Raw genomic sequence first — 17807 nt, forward strand, 5'->3', positions numbered from 1 at the left:
CGAAAGTGGGACACGAAGCACGAAAAGTGGGACACGAGCGTGAGCGGGTGCTCGTCCTCCCCATCGTAGGGTGGCGCGTGACGTGCCACCGATGTGGGCGGCGAGCGGATGGCGGGGGCCGAGGCATCCGTAGCGTGACGGAGTGGCGCGCGACAACCCTCCGAACTCGGCCGCCGACGACAGTTCCCCGGACGGGCCCGGTGACGCGTACGCGCGTGCCTCGCCACGCGCCCGGGCCATGGTGGGTGCCGTCGTCGTCGTTCTGCTCGTTGCGCTGGGCATCACGGTGGTGGTCGGGATCGTGCAGTCGGGGACGAGCTCACCCGAGGTGGTGCCACTCGAGGAGGCCTCGGGTGTCGCGGGCGAGGACGTTTCGGCGGGTGTCCTCTACGTTCATGTGTCGGGCGCCGTAGCTCGTCCCGGACTGTATCGGCTTGAGGGTGGCGCGCGCCTAGTCGACGCCGTCGCCGCGGCGGGCGGATTCGCGGAGGACGCCGACGAGGCCGGAGTGAACCTGGCGCGGCCCCTTTCCGATGGCGAGCAGATCGTCGTGCCGGTGGTGGGCCAGGCGCCACCCGCGGCCTCCGCCGGCGGCGGCACGACCGCCGACGCGCGCGTGAACCTCAACACGGCCACCGTTGCCGAACTCGACACCCTGCCCCGGGTGGGTCCGGCGATCGCGCAGCGGATCATCGACTGGCGGACGAGCAACGGTCGGTTCTCGGCGGTCGATGACCTGCTGTCGGTTCCGGGCATCGGCGAGAAGATGCTCGAGTCCCTCCGGCCGCTCGTCGTGCTGTGAACGTGGCCGGGCGCAGATCCCGCAGTCAGCCCCTGCTCGCCGTCCCGGCGGTTGCCGCGTGGGTTGCTGCGCTCGTTGTGGTTGTGTTTCCTTCCGCAGCCGCATGGGCGGCACTCGGTGCGGGCGCCCTGCTCGCGCTCGTCCTGGTCGGGATTGTGCGCCGCCCGTCCTGGGCGTTGCTGATCGCGTCCCTCTCGATCGTTCTCTCCGGATGCGTCGCGGCTCACGTCGCGATCGCCGACGGAGTACGGGCGGAGGTGGCCGCCTTCGTGGGGGATGGCGGTCGCGCCATCCTTGTCGAAGCGACCGTGAGCACCAAGATCGAGCCGGCCACAGCGGGTGCGGTGCGCTTCGAGGTCGACACGCGAGTCGTACGGGCTGGCGGACGGCAGCTTGCGGCATCCGTCCCTCTGACGATCTGGGCCGACGCCGGTGTGCTGGCCGACATGCAGACGCGGGATGCGCTGGATCTCGGGAGCACCGTGACCGTGCGAGGCTCGGCTCGTCAGACGGATGCGGGCGATCGGGCCGTGCTCATCGTCTTCGCGACCGTCCTCGAGGTCGACGCGGCACCGACGGGCGTGCTTGCCGTGACCGCAGACTTGCGTTCGGGTTTTGTCGACCGAGCCTCGGCGTTGCCCGGGGCGGGCGGCGGGCTCGTTCCGGGTCTCGCGGTCGGTGACACCTCCGCCGTTTCGGATGAGCTCAGCGAGCAGATGCGCACGAGTTCGCTTAGCCACCTGACGGCGGTCTCGGGAGCGAACTGCGCTGTCGTGGTTGCGTTGACTTTCGCCGTCGCGGGTCTTCTCAGGCTGCCCCGGATGGGCCGGATATGGCTGTCGTTGGCAGCGCTCGGATGCTTCGTCCTGCTCGTGACACCCGAGCCGAGCGTGTTGCGGGCGGCCGCGATGACAACGATCGCGCTGCTCGCCCTCGCAGCGGACCGGGCGGGTGCGGGGCTCGCTGTGCTCGCCCTGGCCGTCGGGGTTCTGCTCATCAGCGATCCGTGGTTGTCGCACTCGCTCGGCTTCGCGCTCTCGGCTGCGGCGACGGCGGGACTGCTCGTGCTGAGCCGTCCCCTCGCCGCGGCTTTCGCACGCGTCCTGCCCGTACCCCTCGCGATTGCTCTGTCGGTTCCGGCCGCCGCGCAGTTGGCGTGCGGGCCTCTGCTCGTGCTGATCGATCCGAGGATTCCGGCATACGGCGTCGTTGCGAACCTGCTCGCGGGGCCGGCCGCGCCCGTTGCGACGCTCGTCGGACTCGCGGCGTGCCTGTTCGGCTTCTTGTCGCCGGTTGCGGATCTTCTGACGTGGATCGCGTGGGTTCCGGCATCCTGGATCGCGGGCGTTGCGGCGGTGCTCGCCGAGTTCCCGGGAGCGGATCTGCCGTGGCCCGGTGGTGTGGTGGGGGCGGTCGCACTCGCCATCGCCAGCGCGGCAGTGGTGTTCGCGCTCGTGGTCCGCCCGCGCACAGCGCTGGCCCGACGCGCGCGGGTGGGCATCGCGTTCGTCGTGGTTGCGGCATCCGGTGTTGCCGTCGGGGGAGTGCTGCTCGATCGACCGCTTGCGCCGCTGACGGTGCCCGCGGAGTGGAGCATCGCCCAGTGCGACATCGGGCAGGGTGACGCCGTGCTCTTGCGGTCGGGTGGTCAGGTCGCGTTGATCGACACGGGTGCCGACGTGGCGTTGCTCGAGGACTGCCTGGCCCGAGTGGGGGTAGCGCACATCGATCTGCTGGTTCTGACGCACTTCGACCTGGACCACGTCGGAGCGGTCGATGCGGTGCGCGGGCGCGTCGGCACGGTGATCCACGGACCGCCGGGTGAAGCGGCGGACGAGCGGATGATCCGGGACCTCGTCAGCGCTGGGGCTCGGGCTGTGGCGGGCATCGCGGGAATGTCGGGCACGCTCGGGTCGGCGCGCTGGCAGATCCTCTGGCCGAGCTCCGGGCGGTCGCCGTTCGAGCCGGGAAATGACCTGAGCCTCGTGCTCGACGTCGCGCGCGGGGACGACGGGATGCCGCGCGGCCTGTATCTCGGGGACATTTCGGCAACTGCTCAGCGTGCTCTCCGGGCTACGGGTCGGGTGCGCGGAACGTTTGACGTCGTGAAGGTCGCGCATCACGGCAGCGCAGATCAGGACCCGGATCTCTACCGGGTCGTCGACGCATCCCTCGCCCTCATCGGGGTCGGCGCGGACAATGACTATGGGCATCCGCGCGCCGAGATCCTGGATCTGCTCACCAGTACGGGAACGACGATCGTGCGGACGGATGTCGACGGTTTGGGTCTGGTCCGGCGCGTGGATGAGGGGCTCGAGGTCTGGCGCGAGGAAGGCGGGTGAGCCGACGTGCTGTTCCCTCGTTTGGCACAGCGTTGTTCTCGCCACGACCGTTGCTGTCGGTCGCCGTCAGTAGGCTGGGGGGATGGCGACACGATCGGCTCGAACCCCGGCGAAGCCGGCAGCAAGCCGCATCCCGCAGCTGTCGTGGCGTCGCCCCGAGCCGGCGCCGATCGTTCTCGTTTCGGGACCCGAAGAGGTGTGCGCCGAGCGAGCGATCGCGGGCCTGCGCGACTACCTCCGCGCCGAGGATCCTTCTCTCGAAGTCTCGGACGTTCGCGCCGATGCCTACGCTCCCGGGACCCTGCTCGGCGTCACCTCGCCGTCGCTGTTCGGCGAGCCGCGGCTCGTACGGGTCGGCGGTGTCGAGAAGTGCACCGACGAGTTCCTCGCCGAGGCGATCTCATACCTCGCTCAGCCGCAGGAGGGCGCCACCGTCGTGCTCCGCCACACCGGCGCGAGCGTCCGCGGCAAGAAACTGCTCGACGCGATCCGCAGTGGGCAGGGCGGGGGAGTCGAGATCGCGTGTGCGGCGGTCAAGCGTGACTCCGACCGCTACGACTTCGCCGCGGGCGAGTTCCAGGCCGCGCAGCGCCGGATCGCGCCGCCCGCTCTCCGGGCGCTCACATCGGCCTTTGCCGACGACCTCACCGAGCTCGCGGCCGCCTGCCAGCAGCTCATCGCTGACGTGGATGGCGACATCACACCCGAGATCGTGCAGCGTTACTACGGCGGCCGGGTCGAGACATCCGCGTTCGCCGTCGCCGACACCGCGATCGCCGGACGCTACGGTGAGGCACTCGTCGCGCTGCGTCACGCGCTCGCCTCGGGCGCCGACCCCGTGCCGATGGTCGCCGCGCTCGCGTCGAAGCTGCGGTCGATGGCGCGGGTCGCCGGAACGCGCGAGTCATCCGCTCAGCTGGCGGCGCGCCTCGGGATGAAGGACTGGCAGGTCGATCGGGCCCGGCGCGACCTGGTCGGGTGGAGCGACGACCAGCTCGGGATGGCGATCCAGGCGGCGGCCCGCGCGGATGCCGAGGTCAAGGGTGCCTCGCGCGACCCGGTGTTCGCGCTCGAACGACTGCTGACGGTTGTGGCGACCCGCACGCCGTTCCCCGGCGGTCCCGCGCCCCGCCGCTGACCGCACGCTGGTCCGGATCGGTCACTGAGCTTGTCGAAGTGACCAGCTGTGCCCTCCGTTCGCCTGGCTGCTCCCTTCGACAAGCTCAGGGAGCGGAGGCCCGCCAACGACGAAGGCCCGCCCCCTGGGGGACGGGCCTTCGTGAATGCGTTCAGATCAGAGCGCAGCAACCTGCTTGGCGATAGCCGACTTGCGGTTCGCGGCCTGGTTCTGGTGGATGACGCCCTTGCTGACGGCCTTGTCGAGCTTCTTCGTCGCGTTGACGAGGGCTGCCTCGGCAGCGGCCTTGTCGCCGGCCGAAGCGGCCTCGCGGGTGCGACGGATGGCGTTCTTGAGCTGCGTCTTGACCGCCTTGTTGCGCTCGTTCGCCTTGATGTTGGTCTTGTTGCGCTTGATCTGCGACTTGATGTTTGCCACTGTGTCGAGTCTTTCGTTCGAGGAGAGTTTGGATGTGTTTGCCGGCCGGCAGAAGAGGGCTGCCAGGCAGCGATCGTGAGGGTGGGATACCCACACGCAAGCCAATCAAAGAGTCTAGCAGGTCAACGGGTGCCAACCCTGCGTGCCGCTGGTGCGTCGCCGCCCGCCTCGATCGTGGCGATGGCTACATCGAGCAGTGCATTGAAGACGCGGGGACGCATCGCGGTGACCAGGTGGCTCGTCCTCGGTACGACGACCAACTCGGCCTCGGGCTTCAGCCGTAGGAAGAGGCGCTCATTGAGTCGCATCTGGTCGTACTGCCCGTTGATGAACCACACCGGCACGTCGATGCGCCGGAGCGCCGTCAGCAGATCCAGGACCGAGAGCGAGCGCAGGGTGGCGTCCTGTGCGTCGAGGGCGTAGCCGCCGGCACCGAAATCCAGGCGTGTGTCCGCGGGCAGGGTGCGGTCGAGCACCTTGTTCGTCAGCCACATTCCCCGGTCGGGCAGACGGTTGAAGCTCCCGGCGAGTGCCCGGTACGCCGATAGTCCCGCGGTGCGGGGCAGGGCGGTGCATCCGGCTCCGATGAAAGCGGCGACGGGCGGATGCTCGGGCCCGCCCACGTACTCGGTGCAGAGCAGCCCGCCCATGGAGTGCCCGACGAGCAGCACGGGACCGTCCTGGGCAGCACGACGCACCGTGCGGTCGATGGTTGCGAAGGCTTCGTCGATGTCGAACGTCTCGCCCATGCGCGTGCCGTGCGCGGGCAGGTCGAGGGCGTGAGCGCCGATACCGCGCGCCTCGAGGTGCGCAACCTGTGCTCGCCACATGGTGGCCGAGGTGCGGATCCCGTGGACGAAGACCACCTGCACCGTCATGCCTCCAGCCTAACTTCGCGAACCCCGTCGCTCGCCGAGAATGCCGGTTGTCGCCGAGTCGGCCGGTTATTCACCGTTGCTATCCGGCGGCCTCGGGCACAACCAGCGATCTCGAGGGTCGGGGCACGGGGCGCGGGCGCAGAGAACGCGGAACGGCCCCCGCACCCGTGTGTGCGAGGGCCGTTCAGGAACGAGCGGCTCGGGCCTAGAAGAGCACCCGCACGCTCGCCTTCTTGCTCGTCGAACCTTCGACGGCGCCGGTGTCCGCGGGGACGAACTCAGCGGTGTACTGGTGCGTCCCGCGGCTCAGGCGGGGGAGCGTCTTCGACGCGATACCCAGGCGGCTGACCTTGACCTCGGCAACAACCTTTGAGCCCTCGCGGAACACGACCGTGCCGGCGGCGCGCCCCTCAGACATCGACACGTACGCGATGAGGGTCGCGTGCAGCAGGCCGTTGATCTGCACCGGGGGCAGGGCGACCAGCGTCGCCTTGCTCGTCACGAGCGGCACCGGCTGCTCGATCGTGAGCGGCACCGTGACCGTCGTTCCCGTGGCGGCCGTCAGCACGAGAGCGGATGACCCGGCCGCCGTCCCCGCGGGAATCGTGACGGTGACCGTGGCCGCACCCGCGGTCACCGGCACCGTCGTCAGCACCTGGCCACCGAGCGAGACGTCGAGCGACGTCGTCTCGGGCGTGCCGCGGCTCGTCATGTTGAGCCCCGACACCGCGAACGAGACCTCGGCGCCTGCCTCAGCCGACTCCGGAGCACCCTGCACGGCGACACCCTGCTTGGCGTACGACGGCGCGACCGGCGAGCCCTCGGCGAGGAAGTCGATCCACGCCTCGTAGTCGAGCAGACCGGTGTCGACGTAGTCCGTTCCTTCGGTGAAGATCCGGAAGTTGTCGCCACCCGTCGCCAGGAACGACGCCGTACCGATCCGGTACTCCGCCGCGGGATCGAGCGGCGCGCCGTCGATCGTCACGGAGGTGATGCGCGAGCCCTCGGGCAGCGTCGAGTCGAACGTGTACGTCACGTTGTCCGACAGACCCAGCTGCAGGTAGGGACGGCTCGGCACGTTGCCGCTCGCATCCCGCTGCCACTGCTGTTCGAGAAGCGTCGTGAACTGCGCACCGGTGAGGGTGACGAGGGCCAGGGTGTTGTTGAACGGCTGGACCGCGTTCGCCTGCGAGAACGAGATCGTGCCATCCGGAATCCCGGCCACCGCGCTTGCGCCGAACTCGGCCTGCGTGTCGAACAGGTCGGCGCGAAGACCGCCCGGGTTCGTCACACCGATCTGTGCACCGTTCGGCAGCGCCGACAGCGAGTCGAGGATCGACCCGGCGACGAGGTTGCCGAGCGCCGACTCGGACGCACGGTCATCCCGCGTGCCGCCGGTCCACACGCCGTTGACGAACGAGCCGCCGACGTACGCCGTCGTGATGTCGCCGGATACCTCGGCGACCGCCGTGTTGCCGATCTCGGCCGCGTTGGCAAGCGCCTGCGTGACGATGTCGTTCACCGCGGAGACCCGGGGGTACGCCGCAATCAGCTCGGCAGCCGGCGTCGTCGTGCGTGCGACGTTCTCTTCGGTGTGATCCAGCACGTCACCCGTTTCGGGGTCGAGCGTCAGCGTGATCTTGCCGATCTTGGCGCCGTACGAACCCGTCTGGACGATCGGGCGCGTCTGGTCGGTGCCGGGGATCGTCGCCGACCACGCGTACTCCTTGTGCGTGTGTCCGGTGAAGATCGCGTCCACCTCGGCCGCCGTGTCTTCCACGATGGCCGCGAAGGCACCGCCACCGGCGATCTCCTCGTCGAGGGTCGCGCCATCCGGTGTCCCGGCGCCCGCGCCCTCGTGGTACATCGCCACGAGCACGTCGGCCTCGCCGTTCGCCTCGTCGCCGTCCGAGAGTGCGGCAGCGACGCGGTTGACGGCTTCGACGGGGTCACCGAATGACAGCTCGGTGATGCCCGCGGGCGAGACCAATGCCGGCGTCTCTTCCGTGACCGCGCCGATGATGCCGACGGTCAGACCGTCGACCTCGATCAGTGCGTATGCGTCCAGCGCCGGGGTCTCGGTGCCTGCCTCGTAGACGTTCGCTCCGAGGTACGAGAAGTCCGACTCGGTCGTCACGCGGCCCGCAAGGTCATCGAACCCGCGGTCGAACTCGTGGTTTCCGACGGCGGATGTCTCGAGCTCGAGGGCGTTCAGCACGTCGATGGTCGGCTGGTCCTGCGCGACGGCCGAGGCGAACAGCGATGCCCCGATGTTGTCGCCCGCCGAGAGGAACAGGGTGGGCCCGGATGCAGCATCCCGCAGCTGCTCGATGGTTCCGGCGAAGTTCACCGTGTTTCCGTCGATGCGACCGTGGAAGTCGTTGATGCCGAGAAGCGTCAACTCCACCGGCGCTTCTTCGGCGGTCAGGCCGACGATCACCGGGTCGTGGTCGGACGACCGGTACGGGCCCTCCTCGTAGAACCCATCCTCTGAGAACGGAGTGCCGTGGTAGCCGTAGCGGCTGTACTCCAGCGCGACGGATTCACCCGAGTTGATGTTCCAGATGTCGCCGCCCGTGGCACGGTCAAGCGCCGCGTCGTTCATCAGGATGTGATCGAGCGAACCCGACAGCCCCGAGAACGAGTAGCTCGACGAGTCGATCTCGAGCGCGTCCTCGGCGTTGGCGTAGCCCGCGTCGTAGAGCACCTGCAGCGGGTCTTCCTGGCTGTACGAGTTGAAGTCCCCCGCCAGCAGCACCGCGTCGGTGTCGCCCTGGATCTCGGCGACCCAGTCGCGCAGCGCCGTGGCCTGGCGGACGCGTGACTCGTTCGATGAGCCCTGTCCGTCGCCGGTGTCGGCGTCGCCCGGCCAGGGTCCGGCCGAACCCTTCGACTTGAAGTGGTTGACCACGAAGAGGAATTCGGCACCACCATCCGCGGGCTCGAAGATCTGACCGATCGGCTCGCGTGCGTTCTGGAACGCCTCGCCGCTCTCGCTCTGGTCGCCGAGTGCGCGCGACTCGCCGACCCGCTCGACGAGTGCCGGCTGGTAGATGATCGCGTTGGTGATGACATCCTGTCCGGAAGCGGCGGGCAGCTCCTCTGAGGAGGGAACGAACGCCCACTTCTCGGTCCCGGCGGCCTCATTGAGCGCAGCGACGAGCGTCGCGGTCGCCTCATCGACGGTCTCGCCGAGGGCGGCGGAGTTCTCGATCTCCATCAGACCGACGACCGAGGCATCCAATGCTTCAATCGCGTCGACGATCTTCGACTCCTGACGCTCGAAGTCCGCGTCGTCCCAGGCGCCGCGCTGATCGCAGCCCTGGCGCACCGTGACGGGCTCGCCGTCTGCGGTCGAGTAGGCCTCGCAGCTCGCGTTCTCGTCACCGAGGGTCGTGAAGTAGTTGAGGACGTTGAAGGATGCGACCGACACGTCGCCACCCACGGCCTCGGGGGCCGCCGTGCGCGGGTTCGAGAACTGCACGCCATCGGTGCCCGAGCCATCCGCCGTCATGGGGGCGGTGGGGTTCAGCTTCCACGCGTTGTTGCGGTAGTCGACCACCACGGGTGCCGAGAAGGTGGCGGATGCTCCGACCACGAGCGGCTCGACGAGCGAGACCCACGCGGGGGTCAGGCCCGCGTTCGCGGTGCTCAGGAAGTTGATCGAGGTTCCGTCATCGAGTGTCACGGCGCGCGCGGCGTTGTCGGCGGTGACCGCTGTAGCTTCGGGTGAACCCGGGGCTGCGACATCCGTCGGCTGCTGGAGCGGCGTGGTGCCGGCGGCGAGGCCGACCTCGCCGTACTGGTTGGTGCTGTAGGTGTTCGACACCGTGAAATCGCCCTGCGGCTGCACGAGCATCGACTCGAGCACTTCGCGCTCCGGGTCGGTCGTCGGCCAGCCCACAGTTGCCGGCACCGGGGCGATTCCCGCCTCGAGGACGGTGGCCGCGCCGGGCGCGACCGTCAACTCGGTGAGTCCGTTGAATTCGCTCACGACGCCCGTGACGCGGACGGTCTGGCCGAGAGCGACCTCGCCGACGGCGCCGGGTGCGTATACGAAGACGGCGTCAGAGGCAGTGTGGGTCGCGAGGTCGAGAGCGCCCCCGGTCCCCGCGGTCTGGATGACGTAGCCGTTGAAGCCGCCCGTGGGGTAGTGCGCCGTGACGACGCCCTCGGTCGTGACGGTCTGGCCGGCGAGGGGTGAGGCGTCACCGGTGCCCTGGATGGCGTCGATCGCGACGACCGTGGGTTCGACAGGCTCTTCCGGTTCTTCGGGGTCGATCGGCTCTTCGGGATCCACGGGCGGCTCCTCCGGCTCGCCGGCCGAAGAGGCCGTGGGGGTCGGGGCGCCAGCCGTGAAGTCCGCGGCGTTGTTCGCCGTGTTGGTGTTCACAGAGTCGCGCGAGACGCTCGTCGCGCTTGTCGTCGCCGGAGCTGCCCCCGCACCGGCGAAGTCGCTGGCGGATCCCCAACCGACGAAGTCGACCACGCTCGGTGCGCCGGCTGCATTGCCCGTCGCGCCGGTGAGCGCGGTGGTCGACGAGACAAGGGCGACCTTGCCGGTCGATCCGCTCAGGTTGGTTGTGCCGCTGAGGTCGGGTGTCGGCAGCGGTGCTCCGACGGTGGCGTTGTTCGTCGCCTGCTGGATCAGGTAGTAGCTACCCGGCGCGATCGTTCCACTGAGGTTCGTGCGACCGTTCCAGGTGCTTCCGGTTGAGGACGCGTACTGCACGCTCCAGCCGTCGATGCTGACCGGGGCTTCGCTGGCGTTGTAGAGCTCCACAAAGTCGTGGGTCAGTGCGGCGCCGCTGTTGCCACCCCCGCCGTAGACCTCGCTGATCACGATCGCGGCGTCGGGGCTCACCGCGGCCGAGGCCGCGAGGGGAGCCGCGCCGATACCCGCGAGCGCCGTCGCGGAGACCGCGATGATCGCGGCGACTCGGCGACCGTGCGACCGGTGCGGGCTGGGTGCGGATGCGATGGGGGATTGCTGTGCCTGCAGATGAGGCGGCTGGGGTCGCCGATTACTCGTCACGTGTCGTCTCCATGCGGCTCGGTCACGATCCTGGGGAGATCGCGGGGGAACCAGCCGCACCATTGAGCATTCGTTGCAACACAGCGATCGCGCAAGCATCGATGTGGTGAACAAACTCTCATCGTTTGTTTACAAATGATTCCCTGGCGTGTTTCGAGAGGCCCGGGTTACGATGCGCCGTCAGGCGGCAGCGAGTGGGTTCTCAGCTGCGTGTACCGGGCCCCGTAGAATCGACCGGACATGTCTCCCCGCGCCCTGAAGCCTCTCGAGCCCGCCGCAACGCCGCCCGAGAACATCCGAAACTTCTGCATCATCGCCCACATCGACCATGGCAAGTCGACGTTGGCCGACCGGATGCTGCAGATCACCGGCGTCGTCTCGGACCGCGACATGCGGGCCCAGTACCTCGACCGCATGGACATCGAGCGTGAGCGTGGCATCACGATCAAGAGCCAAGCCGTGCGCATGCCGTGGTCTGCCCCTGACACGGGCGAGACCTTCGCGCTGAACATGATCGACACCCCGGGCCACGTCGACTTCACGTATGAGGTCAGCCGTTCCCTCGCCGCGTGCGAGGGCGCGATTCTGCTCGTCGACGCGGCACAGGGCATCGAGGCGCAGACCCTCGCGAACCTCTACCTGGCACTCGAGAACGACCTGACGATCATCCCGGTGCTGAACAAGATCGACCTGCCCGCGGCCGACCCCGAGAAGTACGCGAAAGAGCTCGCGAGCCTGATCGGCGGCAAGCCCGAGGACGTCCTGCGCGTCAGCGGTAAGACCGGCATGGGTGTCGAGGAGCTGCTCGATCAGGTCGTGGCGCAGATCCCCGCGCCGAAGGGCGACCCGGATGCCCCGTCCCGGGCCATGATCTTCGACTCCGTCTACGACTCGTACCGAGGCGTCATCACGTACGTCCGTGTGATCGACGGCCACCTGTCTCCGCGCGAGCGCATCCAGATGATGTCGACCCGGGCCATCCATGAACTCCTCGAGATCGGCGTCTCGTCGCCCGAACCGACCCCGACCAAGGGGCTCGGCGTCGGCGAGGTCGGGTACCTGATCACGGGCGTGAAGGACGTGCGTCAATCCAAGGTCGGCGACACCGTCACGAACGCGGCCAAGCCCTCGAAAGAGGCGCTGCCGGGCTACACCGACCCCAAGCCCATGGTTTTTTCGGGGCTCTACCCGATCGACGGCAGCGACTACCCGGTGCTGCGTGAGGCACTCGACAAGCTCAAGCTGTCGGATGCTTCGCTCAACTACGAACCCGAGACATCCGTCGCCCTCGGCTTCGGGTTTCGCTGCGGCTTCCTCGGTCTGTTGCACCTCGAGATCGTGACCGAGCGTCTCGAGCGCGAGTTCGGGCTCGACCTGATCTCGACGGCGCCGTCGGTGACCTACGAGGTCATGACGGACGACAAGAAGACCTTCACCGTCACGAACCCGAGCGAGTTCCCCTCGGGCACCAAGATTTCGAGCGTCACCGAGCCGATGGTCAAGGCCGCGATCCTCGCACCCAAGGACTACGTCGGAACGATCATGGAACTCTGCCAACAGCGTCGCGGAACGCTCCTCGGCATGGAGTACCTCGGCGAGGACCGGGTCGAGATCCGTTACACGATTCCGCTCGGCGAGATCGTCTTCGACTTCTTCGACCACCTCAAGTCCAAAACGGCCGGCTACGCCTCGCTCGACTACGAGCCGAGCGGCGATCAAGAGGCCGACCTGGTCAAGGTCGACATCCTGCTGCAGGGCGAGGCGGTCGATGCGTTCAGCGCGATCGTGCACCGCGACAAGGCCTACGCGTACGGCGTTCTCATGACCGAACGCCTGAAGAAGCTCATTCCGCGCCAGCAGTTCGAGGTGCCCATCCAGGCCGCGATCGGCGCCCGCATCATCGCCCGCGAGTCGATCCGCGCCATGCGCAAGGACGTTCTCGCCAAGTGCTACGGCGGCGACATCAGCCGTAAGCGCAAGCTGCTCGAGAAGCAGAAAGAGGGCAAGAAGCGCATGAAGATGGTCGGTCGCGTCGAGGTTCCGCAGGAGGCGTTCATCGCGGCCCTCTCAGGGGATACCGAGACGAAGGCCAAGTAGGGTCGAATGATGCGGCGCGGGACGTTCAAGGACGACACGGTGAACTACGCGGCGGTCGGGGCTACTCAGGCCGCCGACCTCATGCACTTTCCGCCCGAGCGGAGCATTCCGGCAGAAGAGACGCTGCGGATCGGTTCGGGTGAGGCCCGCTTCCAGGCGGCGAGCGAGTCGCTGCTGTCGTGGGGTGCCGTGCGCGGCGCGGGTCTTCGCCTCTCTGATGTGCGCCCCGCATCCGGTCCCATGTATTCCGGCGTGAGCTTCGACGAAGAGGGCAACGCGCTCGCTCCCTCACGCACCGAGGCCGATCAGCGCTTCGACGTCGACGGCACCCCGTTCGTCGGCGCAGGCACCAACGTGCACGTGCGAGGTCGAGTTGGTGGTCTTCGCGCGGATGCCGAACTGCGCGTGATCTTCGTGGTCGAAGAGACGCGACGGGTCGGGTTCGCGCTCGGCACTGTCAGTGGCTCGGTCGTGCGCGGTGAAGAGTCCTTCATGGTCGATTGGCTTCCCAATGACGAGGTCTGGTTCACCGTGCGGGCGTTCGATGCTCCGGCCGCGACGACCTACCGCATGCTGAAGGGCCTGGTGCGCCGCCGCCGCCGGCTGCTGTTCACGCGATACCTGCAGGCGATTTCGCCGCTCTACACGACCCCGTCCTGACGTGGCCGGCCCTCTTCCCGTCGGCGACCCCGCACCCGCCGACGGCGCGCTGCCGCGGGATCTCGCCATCGACCCCACCGCGGATTTCGGCGTGTATCTGCACGTGCCGTTCTGCCGCGTGCGATGCGGATACTGCGACTTCAACACCTACACGGCCACCGAGTTGCGCGGAGTCCGGCAGGACTCGTACGCCGAGACGCTGTCGGGCGAGATCACGCTCGCACGCCGCGTGCTGACGGATGTCGGGGCTCTTCGTCCGGCCTCCACGGTCTTTATCGGCGGGGGTACACCGACGCTGCTGCCCGCGGGTGACCTCGCGCGGATGCTCGGCGATGTTCGCGATTCCTTTGGCCTGATGCCCGGGGTGGAGATCACCGTCGAGGCAAATCCCGACACGATGACCGTGGACGTGGCCGACACGCTCGCGGCGGCCGGGGTGACGCGCCTGTCGATCGGGATGCAGTCCAGCGTGCCGCACGTGCTCGCGGCGCTCGATCGCACCCACAATCCCGAGAATGTCGCGACCGCCGTCGCGACCGCGCGCGACGCGGGGCTCGCCGTGAGCCTGGACCTGATTTACGGGGCACCGGGGGAGTCGCTCGATGACTGGATCCAGTCGCTCGAGTCGGCGCTCGCGCAGGACCCCGACCATGTCTCGGCCTATGCGCTGATCGTTGAGGAGGGCACGCCGCTGCACCGACGCATCCGTCGCGGTGAGCTCATCGCCCCCGACGACGACCTGCAGGCCGACATGTACGAGGCCGCCGATGCGCGGCTCGACGCCGCGGGGTACGACTGGTACGAGGTCAGCAACTGGGCGCGCACCCCCGCGAACCGGTCGCAGCACAACCTCAACTACTGGCGGAGCCAAGACTGGTGGGGCTTCGGTCCCGGTGCCCACAGCCACGTGGGTGGGCTGCGCTGGTGGAACGTCAAGCATCCGGCGGCGTATGCGCAGCGGCTCGCGGCGGGGGATTCGCCGGCGGCGGGACGCGAGAGACCGGATGCTTCGGCATCCACCCTCGAACGTGTGCTGCTCGAGTCGCGCATTCGTGAGGGGCTCGCGCTCGACCGGGTGCCCTCGGCGTCACGGGTCGCGGTCGCGGGGCTCATCGCGGACGGCCTGGTCGAGGCATCCGATGCCCTGCGCGGTCGGATCGTGCTGACCCTGCGCGGCCGGCTGCTCGCCGATGCCGTCGTGCGAGCACTGCTGCCGTAGCGCCCGCCGCGTACCGTCCGCACGACCGGGCAGACGACACGCCGATACAGCCATCCCCGGCCCGGAGTGTCGGTCCTGGCGTCGTGCGGACGGTGCAGACAGATGCCACCGAGCGCGCCGGATCACCGCCCAGCCGCCACGACGCGTTAGAATTGGCACTCAGACTTCTCGAGTGCCAGCGGAAGGGGGATCATGGTCAGCGAACGAGGCCTGCGGGTCCTCCGGGCGATCGTCCAGGACTACGTCTCCACCCACGAACCGGTCGGCAGCCGATCGATCGTCGAGCGCCACGCTTTCGGAGTGTCGGCGGCGACGATCCGCAACGATATGGCGCTGCTCGAAGACGAAGAACTCATCGTCGCCCCGCACACGTCGTCGGGTCGTGTCCCGACCGACAAGGGCTACCGGGTTTTCGTCGATCACCTGGCCGAAGTGCGGCCCCTCTCGCCCGCTCAGCGGAGCGCCATCTCGAGTTTTCTCGGGGGCACGGGCGACCTCGACGATGTACTCGCCCGCACGGTCCGCGTCCTGTCGCAGCTGACCGGTCAGGTCGCCGTCGTGCAGTACCCGTCGTTCGCGAACGCGCACGTCACGCACGTCGAACTCGTTTCGCTCGCTCCGCAGCGCCTGCTCGTCATCCTGGTCACCGACACCGGTCGCGTCTCGCAGCGGATCGCGCCGCTTACGGTGCCGCTGGACGACGAAGACCTCCCGGTGCTGCGCGGTCGACTCGCCGCCCTCCTCACGGGACTCGCCGTGGGAGTGGCTTCCGAGCGTGTGGATGCTCTGCGGATCGCCGCCGACCCCGCCGCGCCGGTCGTCGACACGGCGCTCGTCCAGGTCGCGCACGTGCTGTCTGAGGAGCTCGAGGAGTTCCGCCAGGACCGCCTCGTGATGGCCGGAGCCGCGAACCTCGCCCGTCGTGAGACCGACTTCCGCGGCAGCATCTATCCGCTGCTCGAGGCGATCGAAGAGCAGGTCACCCTCATCCGCCTGATGAGCGAGATGGTGGCCGACAGTCAGGGACTCGCGGCGAGCATCGGACGCGAGAACGAACCCTGGGGCCTCGCCGAGGCATCCATCGTCACGAGCGACTACGAGACATCCGGAACCATGGCCCGCGTGGGCGTCATGGGACCGACCCGCATGGATTACCCGAGCAACCTGGCGGCCGCCCGAGCCGTCGCGCGTTACCTCTCGCGCTTGCTCGACGAAGACGAGACGTCCCGCTGACGGACGCGACCCGCAGGCTGCAGCCGGCGGACATCTGTGAAAGGCAACATGGCAGACCACTACGAGGTGCTGGGCGTTCCCCGGGACGCGAGCACCGACGACATCAAGAAGGCGTATCGCCGACTCGCGCGCGAGCTCCACCCCGACGTGAACTCGGGAGCGGATGCCGCCGAGCGCTTCAAGCTCGTCACGCACGCGTACGACGTGCTGAGTAACAGCGAGGAGCGCAGCAAGTACGACCGTGGCGGCGACTCGCCGTTCGGCGGCGGCGGTCAGGGCTTCGGCGGCTTCGGCGACATCTTCGAGACGTTCTTCGGAGGCCAGGGCGGCGGGCGTGGACAGCGTCCCCGGTCGCGCCGTGAGCGTGGTCAGGATGCCTTGGTGCGCGTCACCCTCGAGCTGTCGGACGTCGTGTTCGGCGTTCATCGTGACCTCGAGGTCGACACCGCCGTCATCTGCGAGACCTGCCAGGGCTCGTGCTGCCAGCCCGGATCTCAGCCCGTCACGTGCGACATCTGCGGAGGGTCCGGCCACGTACAGCGGACCGTCCGGAGCCTGCTCGGAAACGTCGTCACCAGCCAGCCGTGCCAGACCTGCCAGGGCTACGGCACGACGATTCCCTACCCCTGCGCGACATGTCAGGGTCAGGGGCGCGTGCGCTCGCGCCGGACCGTTTCGCTCGACATCCCCTCGGGTGTCGAAACCGGTCTGCGTCTGCAACTGCCCGGCTCGGGCGAGGTCGGACCCGCCGGTGGTCCCCACGGCGACCTGTACATCGAGGTCACGGTGGCGCACCACGAGGTATACAGCCGCGAGGGCGACGATCTGCTCGCAACCCTCGAGGTCTCGATGCCCGACGCCGTGCTCGGCACCACGACCACGATCGAGGCGCTGGATGGTCCCGTCGAGCTTGAGATCCGCCCGGGCATCCAGGCCGGTGACGTCCTGACGATCAAGGGTCGCGGCATCACCGCGCTTCGCGGATCCCAGCGCGGCGACCTGCGGGTCGGTGTGCAGGTGCTCACCCCGACGCGCCTCGACGCGAAGGAGCGGGCCCTCATCGAAGAGCTCCGTAAGCGCACCAAGGCACCCGCACCCAAGCTCGCGCACTTCCAGCAGGGCATCTTCTCGAAGCTCCGCGACCGCTTCCGGAACGGTTGATGGCTCTGCACTTCGTCGCTGCTGAGGCGACGGATGCTGCGGTCGGAGGGCTGCTCGTCCTGACCGGCGCCGAGGCCCATCACGCGGCGGTCGTTCGCCGGGTGCGTTCGGGTGAGCCCGTGACGGTCGGCGATGGCCGGGGCGTCTGGCTCGAGGGCGTCTGCGAAGAGGTCACGCCGAAAGAGGTGGCCGTTCGCGTCACGGCGCACCGGGTCGAGCCACAGCCGACACCGCGGCTCGTGCTCGTGCAGGCGCTCGCGAAGGGCGACCGTGATGAGCTTGCCGTGCAGGCCGCGACCGAGCTGGGCGTCGACGGAATCGTGCCGTGGCAGGCGTCGCGCAGTGTTTCGCGGTGGTCCGGCCCGAAGGTCGATAAGGGCGTTGCGCGGTGGGAGGCGATCACGCGCGAAGCGGCCAAGCAGGCGCATCGCGCCTGGATTCCGGATGTTTCGGCCCCGGTCACGACGAAGCAGCTCGGAGCTCTTGCGGCTTCAGCGTCCGTACTGGTTCTCGAACCGACCGCCGAGGCGACGCTCACCGGGCAGTTGCTGAATCCCATGGATGAGCGCGGCGTCGAGCGCGACATCGTGCTGGTCGTGGGTCCGGAGGGCGGGATCGCCCCGGACGAGCTCGACGCGCTCGTCCAGGCCGGTGCCGTGCTGGTGCGTCTCGGCGACACGGTGCTGCGCACGTCGACTGCGGGCCCCGCCGCGCTGGCGGTCGCGAGCGCGGCCCTCGGCCGCTGGTAAGCCCGACCGCGCGTGAGCGCCGCTCGGTAGACTGGAGGGGTGAGCACTGAACCCTCGATCTTCACGCGCATCCTGC

General features: G+C 68.7%; 12 protein-coding genes. 9 read left to right on the top strand and 3 right to left on the bottom strand.

What is annotated here, in order from left to right; all coding sequences use genetic code 11:
- Positions 1 to 142 precede the first annotated feature (142 nt).
- The 3 genes from CGU34_RS02445 to holA all read left to right on the top strand — a co-directional run bounded on the left by CGU34_RS02445 (position 143) and on the right by holA (position 4282).
- Positions 143 to 802, top strand: coding sequence for a ComEA family DNA-binding protein (locus tag CGU34_RS02445; RefSeq protein WP_332870606.1), 660 nt, complete (start codon positions 143 to 145; stop codon positions 800 to 802).
- A 2-nt stretch (positions 803 to 804) separates the two neighbouring features.
- Positions 805 to 3144, top strand: coding sequence for a ComEC/Rec2 family competence protein (locus tag CGU34_RS02450; RefSeq protein WP_157811193.1), 2340 nt, complete (start codon positions 805 to 807; stop codon positions 3142 to 3144).
- Between the two features lie 82 nt (positions 3145 to 3226).
- Complete coding sequence (gene holA, locus CGU34_RS02455; protein WP_100813139.1) at positions 3227 to 4282, top strand: DNA polymerase III subunit delta; 1056 nt, start codon at positions 3227 to 3229, stop codon at positions 4280 to 4282.
- A gap of 156 nt (positions 4283 to 4438) precedes the next feature.
- On the opposite strand, the gene rpsT is transcribed toward holA, so the two are convergent.
- From rpsT to CGU34_RS02470, 3 genes are all read right to left on the bottom strand, one after another.
- The gene (gene rpsT / locus CGU34_RS02460) at positions 4439 to 4699 is read right to left on the bottom strand and encodes a 30S ribosomal protein S20 (RefSeq protein ID WP_036294173.1); all 261 of its coding nucleotides are present in this window, start codon (positions 4697 to 4699) and stop codon (positions 4439 to 4441) included.
- Positions 4700 to 4821: 122 nt separating this feature from the next.
- Complete coding sequence (locus tag CGU34_RS02465; protein WP_100813140.1) at positions 4822 to 5577, bottom strand: alpha/beta fold hydrolase; 756 nt, start codon at positions 5575 to 5577, stop codon at positions 4822 to 4824.
- Positions 5578 to 5782: 205 nt separating this feature from the next.
- The gene (locus CGU34_RS02470; RefSeq protein WP_440344727.1) at positions 5783 to 10558 is read right to left on the bottom strand and encodes an ExeM/NucH family extracellular endonuclease; all 4776 of its coding nucleotides are present in this window, start codon (positions 10556 to 10558) and stop codon (positions 5783 to 5785) included.
- Between the two features lie 294 nt (positions 10559 to 10852).
- On the opposite strand from CGU34_RS02470, the gene lepA reads away from it, so the two are divergent.
- The 6 genes from lepA to CGU34_RS02500 all read left to right on the top strand — a co-directional run bounded on the left by lepA (position 10853) and on the right by CGU34_RS02500 (position 17731).
- Entirely contained in the window at positions 10853 to 12709 is a 1857-nt protein-coding gene (lepA, locus tag CGU34_RS02475) for a translation elongation factor 4 (protein WP_036294170.1), read from the top strand.
- A 9-nt stretch (positions 12710 to 12718) separates the two neighbouring features.
- Positions 12719 to 13369 (top strand): DUF1990 family protein, encoded by a 651-nt coding sequence (locus tag CGU34_RS02480; RefSeq protein WP_036294195.1) that lies wholly within the window; start codon positions 12719 to 12721, stop codon positions 13367 to 13369.
- 1 nt (position 13370) lies between these two features.
- Positions 13371 to 14588: a radical SAM family heme chaperone HemW gene (gene hemW, locus CGU34_RS02485; RefSeq protein WP_036294167.1), complete on the top strand. Its 1218-nt coding sequence runs from the start codon at positions 13371 to 13373 to the stop codon at positions 14586 to 14588.
- A 192-nt stretch (positions 14589 to 14780) separates the two neighbouring features.
- Positions 14781 to 15821 (top strand): heat-inducible transcriptional repressor HrcA, encoded by a 1041-nt coding sequence (gene hrcA / locus CGU34_RS02490; RefSeq protein ID WP_100813142.1) that lies wholly within the window; start codon positions 14781 to 14783, stop codon positions 15819 to 15821.
- 48 nt (positions 15822 to 15869) lie between these two features.
- A complete protein-coding gene (gene dnaJ, locus CGU34_RS02495; RefSeq protein ID WP_100813143.1) occupies positions 15870 to 16982 on the top strand; it encodes a molecular chaperone DnaJ in 1113 nt (370 codons plus the stop codon).
- On the top strand, positions 16982 to 17731 hold the full coding sequence (locus tag CGU34_RS02500; protein WP_100813144.1) for a 16S rRNA (uracil(1498)-N(3))-methyltransferase: 750 nt from the start codon (positions 16982 to 16984) through the stop codon (positions 17729 to 17731). The genes dnaJ and CGU34_RS02500 overlap by 1 nt, the downstream gene beginning before the upstream one ends.
- The last annotated feature ends 76 nt before the right edge of the window (positions 17732 to 17807 follow it).

It is taken from the genome of Microbacterium lacus (assembly GCF_002812805.1).
Classification (GTDB): Bacteria; Actinomycetota; Actinomycetes; order Actinomycetales; family Microbacteriaceae; genus Microbacterium; species Microbacterium lacus_A.